The sequence below is a fragment of the Amycolatopsis umgeniensis genome (genome assembly GCF_014205155.1).
In the GTDB taxonomy this organism is placed as follows: Bacteria; Actinomycetota; Actinomycetes; order Mycobacteriales; family Pseudonocardiaceae; genus Amycolatopsis; species Amycolatopsis umgeniensis.
The window spans coordinates 8,178,792-8,194,756 of sequence record NZ_JACHMX010000001.1 but is presented as its reverse complement, the minus strand read 5'-3'; the positions used below and the strand labels follow the sequence as shown (position 1 = coordinate 8,194,756).

The 15,965-nt window shown below is 66.2% G+C and carries 12 protein-coding genes; 3 read left to right on the top strand and 9 right to left on the bottom strand.

Annotated features, from left to right (window positions below; genetic code table 11):
• Window position 1: 1 nt before the first annotated feature.
• The 3 genes from HDA45_RS37805 to HDA45_RS43105 form a co-directional block, all read right to left on the bottom strand.
• Window positions 2–1,081 (bottom strand): acyl-CoA dehydrogenase family protein, encoded by a 1,080-nt coding sequence (locus HDA45_RS37805; protein ID WP_184903643.1) that lies wholly within the window; start codon window positions 1,079–1,081, stop codon window positions 2–4.
• Complete coding sequence (locus tag HDA45_RS37800; RefSeq protein WP_343072241.1) at window positions 1,078–1,659, bottom strand: RBBP9/YdeN family alpha/beta hydrolase; 582 nt, start codon at window positions 1,657–1,659, stop codon at window positions 1,078–1,080. The genes HDA45_RS37805 and HDA45_RS37800 overlap by 4 nt, the downstream gene beginning before the upstream one ends.
• Before the next feature lie 157 nt (window positions 1,660–1,816).
• A complete protein-coding gene (locus HDA45_RS43105) occupies window positions 1,817–2,476 on the bottom strand; it encodes a response regulator transcription factor (protein WP_343072240.1) in 660 nt (219 codons plus the stop codon).
• 575 nt (window positions 2,477–3,051) lie between these two features.
• Between HDA45_RS43105 and HDA45_RS37790 the strand changes: the two genes are divergently transcribed.
• Window positions 3,052–6,348, top strand: coding sequence for an NACHT domain-containing protein (locus HDA45_RS37790; RefSeq protein ID WP_184903639.1), 3,297 nt, complete (start codon window positions 3,052–3,054; stop codon window positions 6,346–6,348).
• 9 nt (window positions 6,349–6,357) lie between these two features.
• Here HDA45_RS37790 and HDA45_RS37785 read toward each other — a convergent pair whose 3' ends face one another.
• Window positions 6,358–6,798 carry a hypothetical protein gene (locus tag HDA45_RS37785; RefSeq protein ID WP_184903637.1) on the bottom strand — a complete coding sequence of 147 codons (441 nt, stop codon included), beginning with the start codon at window positions 6,796–6,798 and terminating at the stop codon, window positions 6,358–6,360.
• A gap of 112 nt (window positions 6,799–6,910) precedes the next feature.
• On the opposite strand from HDA45_RS37785, the gene HDA45_RS37780 reads away from it, so the two are divergent.
• Complete coding sequence (locus tag HDA45_RS37780; protein ID WP_184903635.1) at window positions 6,911–7,534, top strand: carbonic anhydrase; 624 nt, start codon at window positions 6,911–6,913, stop codon at window positions 7,532–7,534.
• A gap of 4 nt (window positions 7,535–7,538) precedes the next feature.
• Here HDA45_RS37780 and chrA read toward each other — a convergent pair whose 3' ends face one another.
• The 3 genes from chrA to HDA45_RS37765 form a co-directional block, all read right to left on the bottom strand.
• Window positions 7,539–8,672: a chromate efflux transporter gene (gene chrA, locus HDA45_RS37775; RefSeq protein WP_343072239.1), complete on the bottom strand. Its 1,134-nt coding sequence runs from the start codon at window positions 8,670–8,672 to the stop codon at window positions 7,539–7,541.
• A 151-nt stretch (window positions 8,673–8,823) separates the two neighbouring features.
• Window positions 8,824–9,579, bottom strand: a complete 756-nt coding sequence (locus HDA45_RS37770) for a metalloregulator ArsR/SmtB family transcription factor (protein ID WP_184903632.1) — start codon at window positions 9,577–9,579, stop codon at window positions 8,824–8,826.
• Between the two features lie 54 nt (window positions 9,580–9,633).
• Window positions 9,634–10,371, bottom strand: a complete 738-nt coding sequence (locus tag HDA45_RS37765; RefSeq protein ID WP_184903630.1) for an aminoglycoside phosphotransferase family protein — start codon at window positions 10,369–10,371, stop codon at window positions 9,634–9,636.
• Window positions 10,372–10,442: 71 nt separating this feature from the next.
• On the opposite strand from HDA45_RS37765, the gene HDA45_RS37760 reads away from it, so the two are divergent.
• Window positions 10,443–10,976, top strand: a complete 534-nt coding sequence (locus HDA45_RS37760; protein WP_184903628.1) for a GNAT family N-acetyltransferase — start codon at window positions 10,443–10,445, stop codon at window positions 10,974–10,976.
• A gap of 619 nt (window positions 10,977–11,595) precedes the next feature.
• Here HDA45_RS37760 and HDA45_RS37755 read toward each other — a convergent pair.
• Complete coding sequence (locus HDA45_RS37755; RefSeq protein WP_343072238.1) at window positions 11,596–12,855, bottom strand: HNH endonuclease signature motif containing protein; 1,260 nt, start codon at window positions 12,853–12,855, stop codon at window positions 11,596–11,598.
• Between the two features lie 230 nt (window positions 12,856–13,085).
• Complete coding sequence (locus tag HDA45_RS37750; protein WP_184903624.1) at window positions 13,086–15,941, bottom strand: NACHT domain-containing protein; 2,856 nt, start codon at window positions 15,939–15,941, stop codon at window positions 13,086–13,088.
• Between the last annotated feature and the right edge of the window lie 24 nt (window positions 15,942–15,965).

Below are 15,965 nucleotides of genomic sequence, written 5' to 3'. Positions count from 1 at the left end.
TTCACCCGTCCAACGCGGTCGCGGGCAACGCGGTCGCCACCAGATCGATGAGGACCTCGCTCGCCCCGGCGGACATCGTGAGCCCCGGCGCCTCGCGGATCGAGACGTCCAGCGCGTCGCGGGGCGACTGGAGCCTGTCCGCGACGAGGTACGCGCAGCGCTGCGCCAATTCGCTGCACACGAGCTTCACCAACGCGGCGTCGGCGTCTTCGCGGCCGAAGACGTCCGTCCGCTCCGCGACTTCGTAGGCGTGGAACCGCGCGGCGTGATACCGGTCCCACAACGGTGCCGTTTCCCTGGCGTCGAGACCGGATTCGTCGGCCAGCGTCAGCCATCGGTACGCGCGGCTGAGGTAGTCGAAGCCGGTTCGTTCGGACGAAATGGATCCGCTGATGATCGGCCAAGCCGCGCCGGGCTCCCCCACGAGATTCTCGGGTGGTATCAGGACATCGGTCAGCTCGACCTCGTGGAAGGCTTCCGCGCCGAGGGTGGGCAGGGCGTTGATCCGCACCCCTTCCGCGTCCAGCGGCAGCAGCCCGAGCGCGAAACCGTCGTAGACGTGCTCGTTTCCGGTGGCCACCCGGAAAGCGCAGAGCGCGTCGTCGGCGAAGGGGGTGTGCACACTCCACGTCTTGCGGCCGGACACCCGCCAGCCGCCGCCGGGTTCCGCCACTCCCTCCACGGCCATGCCCACCAGATCGGAACCCGCGTCGAACTCGGAGAACAGCACGCTCGCGAAACGGTTGCCCGCCGCCAATTCCGGCAACAGCCGGTCTTTCAGCGCCTCGTCCGCGTGCTCGACCAGCACCGTGCCGACGACCTGCATCGTCGTGACGTACAAGGTGTCCGGGCAACCGGCCATCCCGATCGCTTCGAGGAGCCTGCAGGCGGCGACCTGCCCCGATTCGCGACCGCCGTAACGCGACGGCCAGGAGGGCGCGAGCAGTCCCGCTCGCCCCAGCCGTCGGTACAACGGCCGGGGATCGGCCGCCGGATCGTCCCGCAGCGTGGCGATGAGCGCTCCCACCATGGGGTCGGCGAAGAATTCGTCGAGTTCGTCGTTGAACGTCGTCGGCTTCACCGTGCCGCCACCAGAGCGGTCTTCTCGTCGAGCACCCAATCCAAGACCGAGTTCCACGGGCCATAACCCGACGCGGTGTTCAGGTGCACTCCCCCGGGGATCAGGTCGTAGGCCACGCCGATCGCGCCCGCCAGCTCCGCCAGTTCCTCCGGGGTGCAGGCCGGGTCGTCATCGCCGCCGACGAGCCGGGTCTTCCCCGCCGCCCGCGCGATCGACGGCGGATCGGGCCGGGGTGGATCGAATCCGGTGAGATCGGGATGGGACCAGCGCGGCCCCGGCGGCGCCACGAGCAGCACCCTGTCGACGCGGTGGAGGTCTTCGGTCCATTCCCGTGTATGGTGCAACCACAGCGTGCACGCACAGGAATGGGCCACGACCACCACTTCACCGTCCGGCACCGCGGAAAGCCGGTCTCGCAGGACGGCCAGCCAGTGCGCGAGAACGGGGCGATCGGGCTCGGGGAGTTCGGGAAAGTCCCATCCGACGCCGCGCTGAGCCAGCTCCTCCCGCAACCAGCGCTGCCAATGCGAAGGACCAGAACCCCCGAAGCCGTGCAACAACAGGACGTGTCGGTCCACGAGCAATCAGACCCCCTAGGATCGGTCATGGGCAACCGGCCACAAGTTTTGCGCCGATGATCAAGAACGGTCAAGCGTCCGAACTGCAAGTCTTCGCAAAGTTCGGTTATTTCTCTGCAAGGGACTTTTCGCGAAGAGACAATTCATCGGGCCGGGATCAGCCGTTGCCGAGCCGGAATCCGACACCGCGTACGGTGACGATCCATGAGCTCCCGCCGAGTTTGTTGCGGAGACCGCTGACGTGCGTATCGATCGTGCGACTGCCCGTCGAGTCGTCACACTCCCACACCTTCGACATGATCAACCGTCGGGAGAAGACCGTTTCGGGGCGGGAAGCGAGCAGGTGCAGGAAATCGAACTCCTTTCGCGTCAAGCCGACCTCACGGTCGCCCACCCATACCCGGCGGGTGCGGGTGTCGATTTTCAACGCCCCGCAGAGAAGGGTCTTCGGCTCCGGAAGGCCGCCGCGCACCCGGCGCATCACGGCATCGATACGGGCCATGAGCTCGCGGAAACCGTACGGTTTGACCAGGTAGTCGTCCGATCCGGCCTGCAAGCCGAGCACCCGGTCCAATTCACTGCTTCTGGCGGTGACGACGATGATGGGCAACTCGCTGAAGGAGCGGATCTCGCGGCAGACCTCCAGTCCGTCCAGATCGGGCAATTCGAGATCCATGAGCACCAGGTCGGCACGGTAATACTGCCGCAAGGCCGCGTTCCCGGTCTTCACCACGTCCGAGGCGTAACCGTGCCGCTCCAGCCTGCCGGCGAGTACTTTGGCCGCATCGGTGTCACCCTCCACGATGAGCACACGCACGACGCAAGACCTAGGTTCGCGCTACCGCGGCGGTCACTGGGGCACACCGATAATCAGCGGGCTTCAGCGTATACGACGAGACAGCATGCGAACTTGACATCGATCCCCCACGAATCGTTGATAACGCAGAAAAGCAGAAGTACTTATGCCGAACAGTCACCCCAGGTATCGGCCTCCTACGGTACACGACGACGACGATCCGAACAACGACGAAAAGCACCAGACGTCGAAACCGGAGAATTAAGTTCGATCTTCATGTTCGATTAACCGAACTCTTAACTGTGATATAAAACTGTTTAGCCGCCATATCCTCTCGGCGAGCACCACCGGACGGTCATCCAGGAGAACGCTTGTCCGGCAACAGGGTCCGATCCCTCCGCCGATCACCTCGGAAATAAACCACCGACACGATTCGCGTACTCCGTGCGGCCCCGAACCGCGTTTTCACCGTCGCGCGAAGGTGAAAGTCACGATTTCGGAGTCGACCGCTCGCAGCCACCCGAGACTCGGCACCATCCTCCGAATCCCCCTGCATCCTCTGACAGAATCAGCCGCCTGCCGAGGGAGGACATGGGGTGCCGACGAAACTGACGTACCGGGACGCGGTCGAGATTCTGGGCGTCGAAAACAGCCCGCTGGTCCAGAAGCTCGACAAGCTGTTCGGCGGCTTGCTGCTGGCCGCGACACCGTTCTTGCCGGAGTTGCTCTCGATCTTCGACGCGAAGATCGAATTCGTGAGACTGACCGACGAGCTGGTCAAGCGCGGCATAGACAAGCGCCGGAAAATGAGTCAGTTCGACCGGATCCAGCGACTCCACGCCGCTCGTGGTGTTCTCATGGTCGCGGCCTATTTCGACGCGCTGGAGCGGGAGAAGCTTCCGTTCGATTTCGGCAGCCTGAAGGTCTCGCGTGGGGATTCGGTGCGGTTGGCGACAGCGGGAGACCCCGCGAACTCGCTCGCCGAGGCCGCGGCGGCCATCGTGCGGACCGAAATCCCCTTGTTGGGAATGACTTCGGACAGTCTCGGCCTCCGGTCCGAACTGGAGCGGTTCTATCGCGCGCTGAGCCTTCGCGTCGACACCTTCCTGCAGGGGCTGGCCGTCTGGGATTCCTTGGACGACACCAGGAAGTCCCAGACGAGCGGCGTCCTGCAACTGGCGATCCCCGCGGCGATCTCGAATTTCGACGCGGCGACGCAGCGCCTGGCGGTGGAATCCCCCGAGTTCGCCATCTGGTTGAACATCTCCGGCCATCGTTCGAGCAGAGACCGGCTGGAGGACGTGCACCGGGCGGTCCAAGACCTGCTCACCAGGGCGGAGCCGGTCGAGCGGGTCACCCCCGCGCTCCAGGCGATCGTGCGGTTCAACCGGGCCGTCCTCCAGCGGAAACTCATCGCTTCGGAGGAGCTACCCCCAGGTCTCGACGCGCCGGAGATCGATCGCGCGTACGTCAACCCGAACTTCAGGCTGGCCGACACGGATCCCGGGACTCCCCTGAACGACGAGGATTTCTGGGCGCGGCAGCGAGTATGCGAGGACTTCGAGAAGTTCCTGCTGGGCTACCTCTCCACTCCCTGGGCTTGGACCAAACCCCTGGTCGTCCTGGGGCATCCCGGCGCCGGGAAGTCTTTGCTGACCGAGGTGCAGGCCGCCAGGCTGCCGTCACCGGATTTCGTGTCGGTCCGGGTCGCGCTGCGCGACGTGCCGGCGGACGTCTCGATCCACGAACAGATCGAACGCGCCATTCGCCTGTCCACCCACGAAGCGACGACCTGGCCGGATTTCGCCAGAGCCGCGAGGAACTCGATCCTGGTGCTGTTCCTGGACGGGTTCGACGAACTGCTCCAGGCGACCGGGGTGAGCAGGTCGGACTATCTGCTGCGGGTCAAGCACTTCCAGGAGATCGAAGAAACCCAAGGGCGGCACGTGGCGGTGATCATCACCAGCCGGGTGACGGTCGCGGACCGCATGCGACTTCCCGCGAGCGTGCTCACGGTCCGGCTGGAGCCGTTCGATCTGGAACAGGTGGGGCAATGGCTCAAGACCTGGAACGAGGTCAACGGGGAACACCTGGCGAACGGGGGCCGCGGCCCACTCGGCATCGACGTCGTCGAGCCCTATCTCAACCTCGCCTCACAACCCTTGCTGCTGCTCATGCTGGCGGTGTACGACGCCGAGAGCGGCGCGTTGCAGCAATCACGACACCAGCTGAGCCAGACGGAACTCTACGAACGTCTGCTAGGTCAGTTCGCCCGGCGTCAGGTCGCCAAAACCGATCGTCACGTCTCCTTCGACGACCCTCCTGTCCGGCAAGAACTGATGGTGCTGTCGATCGTCGCGCTGGGGATGTTCAACCGGGGCGCGCAGTGGATCACCGACGCACAGCTCGCCGAAGACCTGTCCGCGCTGCGGATCGTCGCACCCGCCGGGCAGGTCGTCACCGACGAACATCGACTGCTGGCCAGTGAGGCCAAAAACGCGCTCGGCCGCTTCTATTTCGTCCATCGCGCACGGACCTCCTTGGACGACAAGGAGATGGGCACCTACGAGTTCATGCACGCGACCTTCGGCGAGTACCTCGTCGTGCGGCTGGTTTGGCGCAGTCTCATGGACATGGTGGAGCGACTACGCCAGGAGAACGCCCGGCATTTCACCACCGGGCACCTTTCCGGCGACGTCGAACTCCGGGCTTTCCTTTCCTGGTCACTGCTTTCGACCCGGTCGACCACGATCGACTACCTGGAAGAACTCGTCGCGAGGATGTCGGAAAACTGGCGTACGGCCATGCGAGCGGCCTTGCTCACCGCGTTCCACGGTCTGCACCGGCCGGAGGTCAACACCCTCTACAGCGGTTATCTGCCCGCCACCAGGACGGCCACCGCCCGGTTGGCCACCTACGGCGCCAATCTTCTCATTCTGCTGATGGCGATCGGCACGGAAGTGACCTCGAAAGAGTTGTACCCCGAGTCGCGGGACCACGTCGACGAATGGACGCGCACCATGTACCTCTGGCGGTCCCAGTTACGTCCGGGAGAATGGGACAGCCTGGTTCGGCTCTACCGAGCGGTTCGCCTTCTGGACGGCGAAATACCCACCGTGCTCCTGGTTTCGCGGGAAGACCGGACGGAAACGTCCCTTTCGCCTGAACTTCCCTGGCTGCCCATGCCCGCCGGCGCTTTCACCGTGGATCTGCGAGTACCGACTGACATCTTGCCGTCGGCCGAGCTCATCTGCGACCCGAACCTCGACCTCGCCGTCAACGCGCTCGGCGGCCCGGAGGGACTGCCCAGCCAGGTGATATCCGCCTACGTTTCCCTTTCCGGACAAGTGAGATCCGTTGCCGGCGATCTCGTGCGGGCCGGCTCGTTTCATTCGTCCATGACACCGGCGCGAGAACGGATCGCGGTCTTCGAACGCCTGGTCCAGTTCGGCAAACACGCCCTCCTGAGGCATGAGGAGTGGGGACAGCAGTTCGCGTCACAGATCTCGTACCTGCTGGTGAACGACGACGTGGTACCGGTTTCGTTCGTCCTGCAGCACCTCGAGGCGCTGCTCGAGCATGCCGGGCCCACCTACCGGGACCACAACCTCAAGTTGATCCTGCGCCTGTTCGCCAGGATCTCCGATGTCCACACCTTCCTGCCCATGCTCGACGAGATGCTGCGCGGGCATCGCCTCAGAACCGAGCTGGCGGCCGAGTTCTGGTGCGCGCTCACCGAGAAGGGCGCTTCGGCGGCTGAATTCCCGTACGAGGTTCGCGAACACATCGCCGACCTTCGTTCGCGAAACCGGGATGAATTGCTGGCTCATCGCCCTGCCCTGTTGAAACGCCTGTCCGCGTTGAGTGCCCCGATCCCGGAGGGCGGGTCGTGACGCGACCCGTCAGCGGCGGCCGGCGGCCAGGATGACGAGGAACTGGCCGCCGCCCGGCTCGACGGCGGCTGTCACCGGCAGCCCCGGGACCAGCCGTGAGAACCGGTCCACCAGCCAGTCCGCCGCTTCCTGGGCGTCCTGTTCGGTCGGGCACCGGGCCACCATCTCGCGACCGCCCTTGCGCTCCAGCCGCCCGGCGACGGTGATCAGCGGCGCGGGTTCGACCACGTGCAGGCTGTCCGGCCAGGAGATGACCACCTTGACCGCGCCCTTGCGGGTGTTGCACCCGCGATGCGCGAGCCGCTCGGCGATCTTCGCCTTCCGGTCGGCGGTCCGGCTGTCGACACTCGGCCCCCGCGGATCGTTCACCGACATGTCGGGATCGACGGGCTCGTCGCACACCCAGCATCGCCAGCCATCGCGCTCGGCCACATCATCGAGGAGACTCACCCGAGCAAACTAGCCTGTCCCGCCGCCGACCCGTGCCCAGGGCGGTGATGCGCTCGCCACAGTGTCCGCCCGAGCCATGCTGATCTTGACCGCAGCCGGTAATGTCCGGATCATGAGCGACGCGCCGCCGACCCCCTCCGAGGCCTTCGACCTTCTGCTCACCGGCAACCGGCGGTTCGTCGCCGGCACACCGGAGCACCCGAACCAGGACGCCACCCGCCGGGCAGAGACAGCACCAGGACAGCGCCCCTTCGCCGTCCTCTTCGGCTGTTCGGACTCGCGACTGGCCGCCGAGATCATCTTCGACCGCGGCCTGGGTGACCTGTTCGTCGTCCGCACCGCGGGCCACGTCGCCGGAGCCGAGGTGCTGGGCAGTATCGAGTACGGCGTCAGCGTGCTCGGCTCTCCCCTGGTCGTCGTGCTGGGCCATGACTCTTGTGGCGCCGTCGCCGCGACCCGCGCGGCGCTGACCGACGGGCTCGGCACCAACAGCTTCGTCCGCGACGTCATCGAACGGGTCACCCCGAGCGTCCTCGCCGCCCGCGCCGCCGGGCTCACCAGCGACGACGACATCATCGACGAGCACATCCGCCACACCGTCGACCTCCTGGTCGACCGCTCCCGGCTGCTCGCCGACAAGATCGACGCCGGAGAAGCCGCCGTCGCCGGACTGTCCTACCGCCTGGCCGACGGCAGCGCTCGCGTCGTCACGACACGGGGGTTGGACTCTCACTGAGCGGTCAGCTCGGCAGGAGCACCCCTGCGAGCGCGAGCACGACGCCGGCGCCCGCCGCGGCGAGGATCGTGGTCACCACGCCACGCCGCAGCACGATCAACAAGATCGCGGCGCCGGCGAGCACGGCGTACTGCCACGCCTGAGTCAGGCTGAGCGCGAGCGGGATCGCCGAGCCGAGGATCGCGCCGACGGCGGCCGGAGCGGCGCCGTCGAGGAACGCGCGCACGTTCGGGTTCCCGCGCAGCCGGTCGAAATGCTTGGCGCCGAACAAGATGAACAGGAACGACGGGGTGAAGGCGACCAGTGAGGCGAGGATGCCGCCCGCGAGCCCGGCCGCGGCGTACCCGACGACGGCGACGGTCTGCACCACCGGCCCCGGGGTGATCTGGCCGAGCGCGACCGCGTTGAGGAACTGCCCGGCGCTCATCCAGTGGTAGGTGTTCACCGCGTCGTCCTGCATGAGCGGGATGATCACGAAGCCGCCGCCGTAGGACAGCATCCCGACCTTGAGCGCCACCCACGCCACCGAGGCGAAGACACCGGCCCCCGCCACGGCGGCGGCCCATGACTGCGCCGGAACGGCGAGCAATGCCGTCCCCGCTTCGCCGCGGCGTGCTCGGTGCACGGTCAGCTCGATCACGCCGCAGCCGAGCAGGACCAGCACCAGCCAAGGACCGAGCGTGGCCGCCGACGCGATACCCGCGACGACGTAGAGGATCCAGCGAATCCGGCCGGTGCCCGCCGCACGGCGCCAGCCTGCCGGGATCAGGCCGACACCCGCGTGCACCGCGACGGCCGCGACCGCGGCACCCGCACCCGCCCCGGCTCCACGGACCCAGGCAGGCGGAGACCCGGTGAGGAACAGCGCCGCCAGCGCCAGGATCACGACCAGGCCGGGCACGATGAACGCCAGGCCTCCGACCAGCGCCCCCGCGCGGCCGCGCACCCGCCACGCGGTGAAGATCGCCAGCTGGGTCGACGCCGGGCCGGGAAGCAGGTTGCAGGCGGCGATCGCGTCTTCGAACTCCTGATCCGACAACCACTTCTGACGCTGCACACACAACTTGCGGAGCAGCGCGATATGGGTCGGCGGGCCGCCGAAGCCGATACACCCGATCCGGCCCCATTCCTTCAGCACTTTCCCGAGGCTCGGCGCGACGGTTCCGTCCTTTGTGGACTTTCCCTGCGTCGTGGGATCGGGCTGTGATGTCATCGGGCGGCGGGCCCGGTGGCGACATCGCCGCGGAACCGGACGCCCAGCCCGGTGTGGAACTCCACCGATTCCGAAGTCATGCCTTTCTCACCTCATCGATTCGGGAGGTCAGGAACCCGATCCGGCTGTCCAGCTCGACGGCGAGACGACGGAACGCCGGACAGGTCTCCCCCGCTTCACTGGCTTCCCCGGCCGGGTCCGGCAGGCTCCAGTGGACGACGCGCGGATGCCCGGGGAATTCCGGGCGGACCTCGCGGACACGGTCGCACAGGCTGATCACCCAGTGAAAACGCCTGCGCCGAAGGCTGTCCACATGGACCGGTTCGTGCTCCAGCGAGATGCCGCGCTCGGCGAGGGCCCGCACGGCATCGGGATGCAACGGTTTCGGCCGGCTTCCCGCGCTGGACACGTCCACCGACCCACCGGCTCGATGCCGTAGCAACGCCTCGGCCATCGGCGACCGGCCGCTGTTGCCGGTACACAAGAACAGCACCTTGGGCCGGGACGCTGTCCGCGTCGCGTCCACCCGGTTCGGCACGAGGCCAGGGTGCAGTGCGCTTCCCGCCTCGGCCAGGGAGTCCGCGCACTGCTTCAAATCGAGGTGGTAGTAGGTGTCTCGGCCGTCGAAGCTGCTCCGCCGGGCTGTGACCAGCTCCGCGGCCCGCAACTTGCGCAAGTGGTAGGACACCAGGTTCTGCGGCTGCCCGACGATCTCCACCAACTCCCGCACCCGGCGGTCGCCGTGTGCCAGCTCGCGCAGCAAGCGCCAGCGCAGCGGATCACTCGCCAGCCGCACGAACGGCGGCGGCTCCGACGGTCCGGCGATCTCCACCAGCCGGACGATACATCAATATGGATTGATATATCCAGGCGTCGTTCTCCGGCTTCACATTCCGGACTTCAGGACGTCGATTTCGCACCCCGGTGAGGCCGGGTCGAAGCCGTGCTCGACCAGCCAGCGGATCCCCAGCAGACTGCGTATCGACCACCACGCGCGGATCACGTCGAGGTCGACGTCGGTACCGTAGCCCGCGATGACGTCGCCGAGGTGTTCTTCGTGCCCGAGCGTCAAGGTGGCGAGGTCGAACAAGGCATCACCTCGAGCGGCCTCGGTCCAATCGAGCACGCCGGTGATCTCGTCTCCGTCGGCGAAGACGTGGGCGATCTGCAGATCACCGTGGATGAACACTGGTTTCCACGGCCGGAGCGCGGCCTCGGCGATCCGGCGGTTGCGCGTGACCAGGTCGGCGGGGAGGACACCGGTGGTGATGAGCCACTCGCATTCGGCATCGAGCCGCGCCGCGAAATCATCAGGGCTCCGGCCCGGCCACGGAGGCAACGGCGCGTCGTGCACCTTCCGTACCGCGGCCCCCGCCGCGGCCCACGCAGCCGACGACGCGGTGGACGGCTCGCCAAGGCGGCCGAGCGCTCTGCCCGGAAGGACGGCCAGCGCGAGCACGGGCGGTTTCCGCCACAGGACCTCCGGCGTCGGGATCGGCGCCAGGGCCATCGCCTCGACCTCGACGTCAGTGCGCGTCTGATCGGCGTCGATCTTCAGGAACAGATCTCCGACACGCAGAGTCGCGCACTCATGGTGCGCGACGACGACCTCAACTGCCTCCATGCCGGCCATTGTCGCGGAAAAGATCCGGCTGTGATCCCCTGTGCGACAAGATCATCCCCGAGAGGAACCTCATGCCCGACCCGCGCCGAGCCCGCGTCTCCGACCACGCCACGATCGTCGAATGCGTGCACCAGTGGTGGGGCGACTCGCGTACTCCCGAACAGGCCCGCGAACTCTCCCTCCTGCTCCCCAAACTGTTCTTGCAGTTCTTCTCCGGCACGAGCCTGGTCCTGGAGGACGAATCCGGCATCAGGGCTTTCCTCGTCGGCTTCTACTCCGCCGACAACGAGACCGAGGCGTACGTCCATTTCGTGGGAGTGGACCCGACGCTTCGCGGGCAAGGCGCAGCTCGCCGTCTGTACACGACCTTCTTCCAGCGCGCCGCCGAGGCGGGCCGCACGGAGGTCCGGGCGATCACTTCGCCGGGGAACGCCGGATCCATTGCCTTTCACCGCGCCATGGGGTTCACCCTCGAAGCCGGGGATCGAGTGGTGGACGGTCTTTCCTTGCACAGCGACTACGACGGTCCTGGTCAGGATCGGGTGTGCTTCTATCGGAGAATCGGGCGGGGAGAATCGGCTTTCGCGACATCCGGGTGGTTGTGAGTGGTGAGTCGGGTTCTGGCGGACCGGTATTTGGTTGTTCGTTAGGTCGGGTCTTGCCTGGGTGACCTTGCGGGGTTCGTGCTGGTTTCTGGGGTGGTTGAGCGGGGAGGATCGCGGACGTTGAGTGCATCTTCCTCGCCGGTTTGTCGGCCGGAGGTCGTGACCGGCAGGTCTGCTCTCGGGTGGCGTGGGCATGCTCCTCGGGTTCGCGGATCGCTATCCGCTTGTCCGTTGGGCCGGGTCTTGCCTGGGTGACCTTGCGGGGATCTTGCTGGTTTCCGGCGTGGTTAAGTGGGAAGGATTGCGGACGTTGAGTGCATCTTCCTTGCCGGTCGTTGGCCGGAGGTTGTGACCGGCAGGTCTGCTCTCGGGTGGTGTGGGCAAGCTCCTCCGGTTCGCGGACCGCTAACTGCTTGTCCGCCAGGTCGGGTCCTGTCCGGGTGACCTTGCGAGGTTCGTGCTGGCTTCCGGCGTGGTTGAGCGGGAAGGATTGCCGACGTCGAGTGCATCTTCCTCGCCCGATTGCCGGCCGGAGGTCGTGACCGGCAGGTCTGCTCTCGGGTGGTGTGGGCATGCCGAGGGGCCCGTCGCCGGCGGGGGTGGTGGCGGGCTCCTCGGATCATGCGTGGGCGCGGTGGAGTGTGTTGCGCCGGGCTCGTTGTAGCGGGTCCAGGTACTGGGGTGGGATGAACTCCGGTAACCCATCGGCTGCCATCCGGACTTGCCAGTCGCCGTGGTGGATCAGGCGGTGGTGGAACCCGCAGAGCAGGACGAGGTTGCGGAGGTCGGTGGGGCCGCCGTCTGCCCAGTGATCAATGTGGTGGGCGTGACAGTTCCTCGGTCTGCGGTGACAGCTGGGGAAGGCGCAGCCTCGGTCGCGGATGTTGAGGGCTCGGCGCTGGGCGGGGGTGACGAACCGCTTCAACCGCCCCACATCCAACGGCTCACCAGCCGCACTGAGCACGACCGGCAACATCAGGCAATCGCACGCGGCCATCCGTGCCTCGCGGGCGGTCATCTTTCCGATGAAGTCCACGCAGGCGGTGCCGAGCCCGGTCTTGAGTTCCTCGAGCCCGATGGTCACGTGGATCAGAGTCCGGTAGCCGTTGGTCCCAGGCTGATCAGGACACGCGACCGCCAAGTCCAGGAGTTCGGCCCACGCATCACCTTGACGCTCGGCTTTGGTGCGCAGATCCGCTTGGCCGGATTCGTCGATCGGGGGTGGTGCCGCGTAGGCCTCGAGGGCTGCGGCGGTGCGGGCACCGAGTTCGTCGTCGAGGAGGCCGTTCAGTGTCCAGAACCCGTCCTTGCGCCGTTCCAGCGTGACTTCACGACAGGGCTGCTTCGGTTCCGGGTCTTTGGGTTCGTTCCCATCAGGGTCGAGCCAGGCCAGCAGGTTGTCCCCGAGCTTCGACACCTGCCGAGGACCCGCGTCCCGCGCCAGATCAGCGAGGGTCTTCTCCGCGCACTCCCGATCCTCGACCGAGGTGCCCGACGGAATCCGGGCCAGAATGTCCAGGATCTGCTTGATCCGTTCACTCCCGATAGCGCCCTCGGCGGCAGCCGCACCGGTCGCGGGCGCCATCGCCGGAACCTCGGTGCCGTCCAACGCTCGGGTCGGGTTCAGCGCGATCGCCTGACTCACGATCGGACCGGCCTCACCCCGCGACAACCCGGCCACATCAGCGAACCACGCCGCCGTGGAACCGTAGCCGTAGAGGTCTTTCGCGCCCCGGGACTCGACCTCCGCCAGATACCGCCCCAACCCGGCGGAGGCGATCCGCATCAGCTGCAGGAACTGCAGCACGCCATGAGCAAGCTCCAGCTTGCCAGCACGCCACAGCTCCTGCGGCAGTTCAGGGAGAAACGTCTCGGACACCCCACAACAATACCGCAAAACCATCGAACAGGTGTTCGTAATTTTAAGCAACAACACAACCGGCACATTCACCACTGACGGGTGAATCGGCGACCATGCTCGATCACTCCTCGCTAGTGGTAGCCCTGAGAGGGAGGGTGATGACGGAAGAGCGCCTTCGCCCGTTTCTTCTGAGAGGCCAGACCGATTCCCAGAAGCAGTAGTGTTCACCGTCGCTCTCCGGGCCCAAGTCATTCCGCGACGAAGTGGACCTGTCGGTCGAGCCAGGCGTTGACCAGGTCCCGCCGTTCCGGGGGCAGGTCTTCGATGGCCTGGGACAGCCACGAAGGTAGGCCTATACCGTCCCATCGACGCAAGGCCAGAGCGTCCACGACGTCGTAGTACCTGCGCGACCCGACATCCGGGGGCACCGGCGCTCCCGTGCTATCGGCTTCGATGCCGATGAGCACCAGCCTGAAGAGGGTCCATCCTTGGTCTGTGGCGAGTTTCCGTACCTGGAAGTCGCCGCCACGGACGCCGGGCATTGTGCCCGAGTACCCGGGCCGCACCACCCAGGGAGGCGAGCCGAGGCTGTCGATGAATCCGCCGAGCCAATCGAGTTCTCCTCGCGTCACCGGGAAGTCGGGTACCAGGTCGGCGCCGGCTTGGAGGAGGCGGCTGGGGATGAACGAGCCCCAGTCCCCCCAGCCACCACCGACCCACTCGAAAGTCACCCCTCGAAACAACACGCTCAAGGGATAGCGGTCCTCGTTCGGCCCTTCGACGAGCAACTGCTCCAACGAGATCAGCCCGTGCCGCCACGCGGCGACCCAGATTTCCTCCGTCCGGACACTGAGGATCTCCGCGCGCAACTCAACGAACAGGGTGTCGCGGTGTTTTCGCCATCGTGCGTAGTTGTCGGCATAGCCGCCCTTGCTCTCACTCATGACCTCCGGCAACTGTACGATCACCTCGGCGGCGATACCGCGTAGACCGCTGTCGCCGCCGGCCATCGTGGCTCTCAGCACGCCCAGGATCTCCGTCTCGACTGGCTGCTGGAGCTTGAGAAGAACGGTGGGGTGAGACGAGTCGATCCTTTTTTCGGCCGCACCGAACCGGAGCAGAGACTCGGCGAACGACCGTCCGATCTCCTCGGCCAGCGCAACAGGCACGTGGACGAAACCCAGGCAACGCATGGCGAACCGGGCGATGTTGTACCGAGACGCGACCGCGCTGTACCGCTTGTCGGACAACAGGGTCCGAAGGATGCGTGCGGCCCCGTCCCGCGAGTTCCTTTCGGAGATCTGCACCGCCAGTTCGGCGACGATCTCCCACTCCGCGGCCGCCACGTGCGGAAGGATCGCCTTCGCGACCTTCTCCGGCCCGTCATGCAGCCGGGTCAGTTCGAAGGCGGCGAAGTACTCCATGAAAGTCCGATGGGTGAAGGCGAAAAGGGCCTCTCCATCCGCTGTGGTACCCACTTCGGTGAGCACCCAGCCCCGCCCGCGGCAGAACTCGATGAACTGTTTCGCGGCACGTACGGCCTCCGGCCGCGAGCTGAACGCGGGTTCGAGGTAGTCCACGGCTTCGCGAGCCAGCTCCCTTTCCCGGACTCCCTGTGCCGCTTCCGGATCGGTGAACATCCAGTAGGCGAGCTGTTTGATCGCCCCGTCCACATGGTCGCTCGCCGCGAGCTCGACATAGATCTTGCGGCTGCTGTCCCATTTCTCGAACAACAGTTTCGCACAGTGCTCGTACATTTCCGGCCGGTTGCGGGGTATCCAGTTCTGACCGCGATAGATGATGCACATCAGCGAGAGCATCAACGGGTTGCAGCGCAGATCCGGGACGGCCTCGACTTCCTCGGTGAACGACGACGCGAGTGCGCGGGCCTTGTCCTCACCCGCACCGTCGACCTGCATGAACCACTTGGTCACGTAGGTCTTGACATCCTTGTCGGAGAACTCGGCCAGCTCGTGGACCTCGAACACGTTCGGGTCCAGCGCCGCTTCCTCATAGCCGACGCGCCGGGACGTGACGAGCACTTTCGCCAGCGGATACCGCGTGCAGAACAGTTCCACGCGTTCGGTGATCAGACGACGTTTGGACGTGTCGATCAATTCGTCCAGGCCGTCGAAGATGACCAAGGCCTGCCCGGACAACATCAAGCCTTCGACCACGTGTGAAGGAGCGGGGCACTGGTAGTGCGCCGACAGCCTGGACTCGATGTGGTCGACCACGGACTGCTTGTCGTCGACGAAGCTCCGGAGGACGACCACGAACGGGACCAGGTCCTCGGCGAGCCAGGTGATCACGTTGCAGGCGGTCGACTTTCCCCCGCCCGGGTCGCCCAGCAGTACCGTCCGGTCGATCGCGTCGGCCAAGGTCTCCACGTCGTGAACCGGGCTGGTGCCGCTCTCCTCACGCGCGACGACCTGCGGGGACACGAACAGGTCCGCGATGGGTACCTTGCGTTTCCGCTCGAAGTCCGGCGGCTCGATGTAGCCGTGCGCGGCGCGGGCCTGCCGTCGATACGTGGACTCCCACTCCAGCGCCTCCGCCGCTTCCGGCAGCCCCTTCAGATAGGAGTTGTGGCGTTTGATGCTGTCCTCGCTGGAGTGGAGCAGAACCGTCGCGCTCTCACGGAGTTCGGCCAATTCCCGCGAGTCGGTACCGCCGATCTTCGCGACCAGGGCCTGAACGACCCTGTCCAGCTCTTCGAAAAGGTCGATGCCGAAGGCCATGACCTGCTCGGGATCCGCCCGCGGGAACTCCAGGCGCAGCGCGATCCGCATGTTCTCCCGGACACGGTTCACGGTGGCCGACGGCATCCCCATGAGACGAGCCGCGACGAGTTCGTGCAGCAGGCCTTCGAAAACGGGGCCACCGAGGCAGGTCTTCACCTGCTCCAGCGAGAAACCGGCCGAGAGTTCCGGCAACACCGCTGTCAGGCGGAGCTGGCCGGCGAAGTCGTAGGCCGCAAGTTGCCGGACGACTTCCTTGGTGGCCTTGAGCCGCCTGCCGCGCAATCGCTTGCCCAGCTGGGACAAGACCGCGGTGAGAGACTTTTCGATGATCTTCGTGGCAAGAGACTCCAGCGCTGGCAAGAAACCCCTCATCTCGTAGCCGGC

Coding starts and splice junctions, on each gene's coding strand:
- HDA45_RS37760 (WP_184903628.1), top strand. CDS start 10,443: ATGCCCGACCCGCGCCGAGCCCGCGTCTCCGACCACGCCACGATCGTC.
- HDA45_RS37780 (WP_184903635.1), top strand. CDS start 6,911: ATGAGCGACGCGCCGCCGACCCCCTCCGAGGCCTTCGACCTTCTGCTC.
- HDA45_RS37765 (WP_184903630.1), bottom strand. CDS start 10,371: ATGGAGGCAGTTGAGGTCGTCGTCGCGCACCATGAGTGCGCGACTCTG.